This is a genomic window from Kitasatospora sp. NPDC043949 (genome assembly GCF_056435365.1).
The window spans coordinates 182,620-188,863 of sequence record NZ_JBWKEQ010000010.1; the positions used below are offsets into that span (position 1 = coordinate 182,620).

At 72.0% G+C, this 6,244-nt stretch carries 5 protein-coding genes; 2 read left to right on the top strand and 3 right to left on the bottom strand.

Translation table 11 applies throughout. The features are described from left to right. Window positions 1-147: 147 nt before the first annotated feature. The 3 genes from AC07AL_RS11435 to ilvA all read right to left on the bottom strand — a co-directional run bounded on the left by AC07AL_RS11435 (window position 148) and on the right by ilvA (window position 3,622). Window positions 148-1,005, bottom strand: coding sequence for an ABC transporter permease (locus AC07AL_RS11435; RefSeq protein ID WP_363621326.1), 858 nt, complete (start codon window positions 1,003-1,005; stop codon window positions 148-150). A 1-nt stretch (window position 1,006) separates the two neighbouring features. Next, window positions 1,007-2,098, bottom strand: a complete 1,092-nt coding sequence (locus AC07AL_RS11440) for an ATP-binding cassette domain-containing protein (RefSeq protein WP_478317358.1) — start codon at window positions 2,096-2,098, stop codon at window positions 1,007-1,009. A gap of 312 nt (window positions 2,099-2,410) precedes the next feature. Further along, window positions 2,411-3,622 (bottom strand): threonine ammonia-lyase, encoded by a 1,212-nt coding sequence (gene ilvA / locus AC07AL_RS11445; RefSeq protein WP_363585470.1) that lies wholly within the window; start codon window positions 3,620-3,622, stop codon window positions 2,411-2,413. A gap of 122 nt (window positions 3,623-3,744) precedes the next feature. Between ilvA and AC07AL_RS11450 the strand changes: the two genes are divergently transcribed. Together AC07AL_RS11450 and AC07AL_RS11455 are read left to right on the top strand one after the other, a co-directional pair. Next, a complete protein-coding gene (locus AC07AL_RS11450) occupies window positions 3,745-4,227 on the top strand; it encodes a MarR family winged helix-turn-helix transcriptional regulator (RefSeq protein WP_063348015.1) in 483 nt (160 codons plus the stop codon). A 174-nt stretch (window positions 4,228-4,401) separates the two neighbouring features. After that, on the top strand, window positions 4,402-6,244 hold a 1,843-nt coding region (locus tag AC07AL_RS11455; protein ID WP_478317359.1), incomplete at its 3' end, for a choice-of-anchor A family protein.

Genomic DNA, 6,244 nt, shown 5'->3' on the forward strand with positions numbered 1-6,244 from the left:
GTCGCGGCCTTCTCTCCCCCCCCCCCCCCCCCCCCCCCCTCTCCCCCCTCCCCCCCCCCCTCCCCCCCCCCCCCCCCCCCCCCCGCCCCCGCCCCCCCCCCCCCCCCCCCCCCCCCCCCCCCCCCCTCGCGGCGTACCGGGCGCGGTTCAGCCCACGGCCGAGCGGTACTTGCGCACCGACAGCCAGGAGAACACCGCGGTGATCAGCACCGACCAGAGCACCGACACCAGTGCGGCGTGCTGCATCGGCCAGGTGGCGTCCACCGGGCCGACCTGGTTGCCGAACAGGTCCCGGCAGGCCTGCACGGTGGCGCTGAACGGGTTCCAGTACGCGACCGCCTGCAGCCAGCCCGGCATCGAGCTGACCGGCACGAAGGCGTTGGAGACGAAGGTCAGCGGGAACAGCCAGATCAGGCCGGCCGAGGTGGCCGCCTCGGGGCTGCGCACCGAGAGGCCGATCAGCGCGCCGATCCAGGAGAACGCGTAGCCGAGCAGGAGCAGCAGGCCGAAGGCGCCGAGTGCGTTGAGCACGCCGTCGTGGATCCGCCAGCCGACCAGCAGCGCGACCAGGGCCAGCACGACCACGGTGAACGCGGTCTGGCACAGGTCGGCCAGGGTGCGGCCGACCAGCACGGCCGAGCGGGCCATCGGCAGCGAGCGGAAGCGGTCCACCAGGCCCTTGGTCATGTCCTCCGCGATCCCGGCGGAGGCGCCGGCGACGGCGAAGGTGACGGTCTGGGCGAAGATGCCGGCCATCAGGAACTGGATGTACGAGTCGGAGCTGGAGCTCGCCCCGGGGATCTTGATCGCCCCGCCCATCACGTACGAGAACAGCAGCACGAACATGACCGGCTGCATCAGCCCGAAGACCACGATCTCGGGGATCCTGGTCATCCGGCGCAGGTTGCGCTTGGCGACCACCCAGGAGTCGTGCAGGGTGGCGGCGACGCCGCGGCGCTGCCTGGGCATCGCCTCGCCGATGGCGTGCTCGGTGGCGGTGCTCATCTCAGCGCTCCGTTCCGGCCGCGACGGCCTGCTTGTCCGGTCCCTGGCCGTCGGAGCCGTCCGGCCCCTCGGCGGGCGGCCCCTCGGCGGACGGCCCGCCCTTGCCCCGACCGCCCCGGCCGCGGCCGCCGGAGCCGTTCTCCTCCTCCACCGCCTCGGCGACGTGGCCGGTGAGGGTGAGGAACACGTCGTCCAGGGTCGGGCGGCGCAGGCCGATGTCGTCGATCTCGATGCCGCGGGCGTCCAGTTCGCGGATGACGTCGGCGAGCACCCGGGCGCCGCCGCTGACCGGCACGGTGATCCGGCGGGTGTTCTTCTCCACCGCCGGCTCGCCCAGCGCGTACCCGGACAGCGCCGCGACCGCGTCGGTGACCAGGCCCGGCTCGTGCACCACGACCTCTATCCGCTCGCCGCCGATCTGGGCCTTGAGCTGGTCGGCGGTGCCGCGGGCGATCACCCGGCCGTGGTCGACGACGGCGATGTCGTGCGCCAGCCGGTCGGCCTCCTCCAGGTACTGGGTGGTGAGCAGCAGCGTGGTGCCCTGCTCGACCAGGGTCTCGATGACCTCCCAGAGCGCGAGCCGGTTGCGCGGGTCGAGGCCGGTGGTCGGCTCGTCGAGGAACATCACCGGCGGCCGGACGACCAGCGCGGCGGCGAGGTCGAGGCGGCGGCGCATGCCGCCGGAGTAGGTCTTGGCAGTGCGGTCCTTGGCCTCGGTGAGGTTGAACCACTCCAGCAGCTCCAGCGCCCGGACCTTCGCCTGACGGGCGCTCATCTGGTAGAGCTCGCCGACCATCTGGAGGTTCTCGAAGCCGGTGAGGTACTCGTCGACCGCCGCGTACTGGCCGGACAGGCCGATCAGACTGCGGACCTTGTTGGGGTGCTTGAGCACGTCGACGCCGGCGACCACCGCGCGGCCCGAGTCGGGGCGCAGCAGGGTGGTGAGGACCCGCACGGTGGTGGTCTTGCCGGCGCCGTTCGGGCCGAGCAGCCCGAGCACCGTGCCCTCGGGGACGTCGAGGCTCACGCCGTCCAGGGCTCGTACGTCGCCGAAGGTCTTGACCAGGTTCTCGGCTTGGATGGCTGGCGCCATGGCCTGCCTCATCTCCTCGGACGAATATGGGCGATCTGTCACACTCTGCCCCTTTTTCGGGCATGCGGGCGACTCGGTTTTCGCCTACCGGCACACAGAACGCGATGTATCGCGAGTCTGGCAGCACGCGATATATCGCGTCAAGGCATAGGGCTCCGCCATCGTGACAGGGACCACTGACATCCACCGAGATCCGCTGAGGCCCGCCCCGCACCATCCGGCGCCCGAGACGCCAAGCCCCCCAAGCGCCCCAGGCTTCTCAGGCTCCTCAGGCTCCTCAGGCTCCTCAGGCTCCTCAGGCGTCTTCGGGACTCAGCTGGAAACGACGTACCCCGCGTCCCGCAGCTCGCCGACCACGGCCGCGCAGTGCTCCGGCCCCTTCGTCTCCAGGTGCAGGTCCACCTCGACCTCGGTCAGCCCCAGCCGCGGGTCGATCCGCACGTGCGCGACGTCCAGCACGTTGGCGTCCAGCCTGGTCAGCACCCCCAGCAGGTCGGCCAGCGAGCCCGGCTTGTCCGCCAGCCGCACCCGCAGCGACAGGTACCGGCCGGCCGCCGCCAGCCCGTGCCGCAGCACCCGCTGCATCAGCTGCGGGTCGATGTTGCCGCCGGACAGCACGGCCACCACCGGCCCCTCGAAGGAGTCCGGCTGCTCCAGCAGCGCCGCGATCGGGGCCGCCCCGGCCGGTTCGACCACCAGTTTCAACCGCTCCAGGCCGAGCAGCAGGGCCCGCGACAGCGCGTCCTCGGAGACCGTCCGGACGCCGTCCGCCAGCGAGTTGACCACCTCGAACGGGATGTCCCCGGGCCGGCCGACCATGATCCCGTCGGCCATCGTGGCGTAGTGCTCCAGCGACACCGGCCGCCCGGCCGCCAGCGAGGGCGGGTACGCGGCCGCGCCCGCCGCCTGCACCCCCACCACCCGGACGTCCGGCCGCAACGGCTTGACCGCCGCCGCGATCCCGGCCAGCAGGCCGCCGCCGCCCACCCCGGCCAGGATGGTCCGCACCTCGGGGCACTGCTCCAGGATCTCCAGCCCGACGGTCGCCTGGCCGGTGACCACGTCCCAGTGGTCGAAGGGGTGGATGAACACGGCGCCGGTCGCCTCCGAGTACCGCTGCGCGGCCTGCAACGCCTCGTCCACCGTGGCACCGTGCAGCCTCACCTGCGCGCCGTACTCCCGGGTCGCCGCGACCTTGGGCAGCGGTGCCGCGACCGGCATGAACACGGTCGAGTGCACCCCCAGCAGCGAGGCCGCCAGCGCCACCCCCTGCGCGTGGTTGCCCGCGCTCGCCGCCACCACCCCGCCGGCCCGCTGCACCGGCGAGAGCCCGGCGATCCGCACGTACGCGCCGCGCAGCTTGAACGAACCGGTGCGCTGGAGGTTCTCGCACTTCAGGTGGACCGGCGCGCCGATCAGCCCGGACAGGTACCGGCTGCCCTCCATCGGCGTCACCCGGGCGATTCCGGCGAGCATCTTCTGGGCGCCGCGGACGTCGTCGAGGGTGACCGGCCAGTTGTGCATAACGCCAGCCTACGGTGGTCGACACCGGCAATCCGGGATGCCGGGGCTGTTCCCGGGCCCGCCCCGCCCGCGTACGCTGCTGCTTCTGAGCCTCCCTCACCGCACGACGATCGTGAGCCGCGATGACGACGACCTCGCCCCAGGCCACCGACCGCACCGACCCCGTGCACGCCCGACTCCAGTACCAGCTGGCGGTGTTCGCCCGCCGGATGGACCAGGTCCGGACCACCGGCGGCGGTCTCGGCGCGCTGGACCGGGCCGCCTACCTGCTGCTCGACCGCCTGGAGCGGCACGGGCCCGCCAACGTCAAGGCGCTGGCCGAGTCGCTCGGCGTCGACTCCTCCACGGTGACCCGGCAGGTCGCCCCGCTGGTCGCGGGCGGGTTGGTCGGCCGGGTCCAGGACCCGGCCGACCGCCGCGCCGTACGCCTCGCGCTGACCCCGGTCGGCTCCGGCCGACTGGCCGAAGTCCGCGACGGTCGGGCCGAGTTGACCCGCCGCCTGACGGCCGACTGGCCGCCCGAGGAACAGCAGGCGTTCTGCGCCCTGCTGGCCCGCTTCAACCACGCGATGGAGTCGTACACCGCGGACCAGCAGGGCCAGTGACCGCCGACGGCCGGAGGCCGTCCCTCGCGCTCGGACCGATCACCCGTCGACACACAGCCGAACGGGTGCATTAACACGATTTTCAGATGACAACACCAACGAGTCACGATGCTCGGCCCTCCAGCCCGGAACACTCCGAGGGCCCCATTGTGTCCACATGGTGAGAGGACTGAGGTGAAGCCCAGTCAGAACCCGGTGACCACCGTCACCTGGAGACGCCGACTCGGCAGGACGGTGGGTTCCGTCCTGGCCCTGACGCTCGTGCCCTTCGGCATGTCACTCGTCGCACCGCCGGCCGCGTACGCGGCCGGTCTTCCGGGCGGCCTCGGGCCGTGCCTGGGTGCGGACTGTCCCGCGACGTTCCCCCCGGTCAACAACGGTCCCTTCGCAGGCCGCGACGACGGCGTGAACATCTTCGTCGGCGGCGACTTCAACGTCGGCGGTTCCGCCGCGGAGGCCGAGGGGCACGTGGTGACCCTCGGCAACTTCGACCTGAACAAGGCCCCGGGAGGCAGCTCCGTCTACAACATCGGCATCGTCGGCGTCGGCTCACGGGTCCCCCCGCCGAACGGCGCCGACTTCCTCACCGCCGGAGGCAACGTCACGGTGGCCCCGGGGCAGAGGCTCCTGGCGGAGGGCGGCGTCGTCCGCTACGCGGGCACGGCCACGGGCACCATCGTCGGCACGAAGGTCCAGGAAGCACAGGCCGTGGCCGCCTACACGCCGCTGCGCGGTCAGCTGCAGACGGCGAGCGAGTGCTACGCCGGGGTCGGCACACCCCGCCCCGTCACCGGAACCGCGGTCAACCAGGGGTACCAGACCCTGTTCACCGGTGACGGCACCTCCGCACTCCAGGTCTTCAACGTCGACTTCGACATCGCCGGGAACGGAGGTTCCACTCAGGGCATCGCGTTCGCCGGCATCCCCGCGAACGCGACGGTACTCGTCAACCTCGTGGGCGGCGCCCGCACCATCAACACCTACAGCGGGAGCCTCCAGGACACCGATCCCTGGAACCGGCTGCGCGAGCGCCTCCTGTGGAACTTCCCCGCCGCGACGTCCGTCACGCTCAAGGGATCGGGGCAGTTCCAGGGCAGTGTGCTGGTCGGCAACCCGGCCAGCACCGCCACCATGAGCCTGCCCGGTCTGAACGGACGGTTCTTCACCACCGGTTCGCTGCTCCAGAACTCCGGCTCGGGGATGACCGGGACCGAGTTCCACGCCTATCCCTTCAACGGCGACCTTCCGGCGTGCGGAAGTCCCGCTCCCACCGCCTCGACCAGCGTGACCAAGGTCGACTCCGCCACCGGGCAGCCCCTGGCGGGGGCCACCTTCCAGCTGTGGCGTGAGACCAACGGCGTCCCCGGCCTCCAGACCTCGGGGGTCACCCCGGACACCGAGGTGGGCGCCCCCTGCACGACCGGGGCGAACGGCGTCTGCTCCACGGCCGGTCTCCCGTTGGGCACCTACTACTGGCAGGAGACCGCCGCTCCCCCCGGTTACGACCTGCCGCAGCCCGCGGTGACGACCGTGGTCCTCGACACGAACGGGCAGAACGTCCCGGTGACCGTCCAGGACACCAAGTCCCCGATCGTCGAGACCGGGTCCACAAGCGTGACCAAGGTCGACTCCGCCACCGGGCAACCGCTGGTCGGCGCCACCTTCCAGCTGTGGCACGAGACCAACGGCGTCCCCGGCCTCCAAACCACCGGAACCAACCCCGACACCCCCGTCGGCTCCCCCTGCACCACCGGAGCAAACGGCGCCTGCTCCACGACAGGTCTCCCGTTGGGCACCTACTACTGGCAGGAAACCGCCGCTCCCCCCGGCTACGAACTGCCCCAGACCGCGGTGACGACCGTGGTCCTCGACACCGACGGACAGAGCATCCCCGTCACCGTCCAGGACACCAAGACCATCGCCCCGACCGGCTCCACCACGGTCACCAAGGTCGACTCCGCCACCGGACAACCACTGGCCGGCGCCACCTTCCAACTCTGGCACGAGACCAACGGCA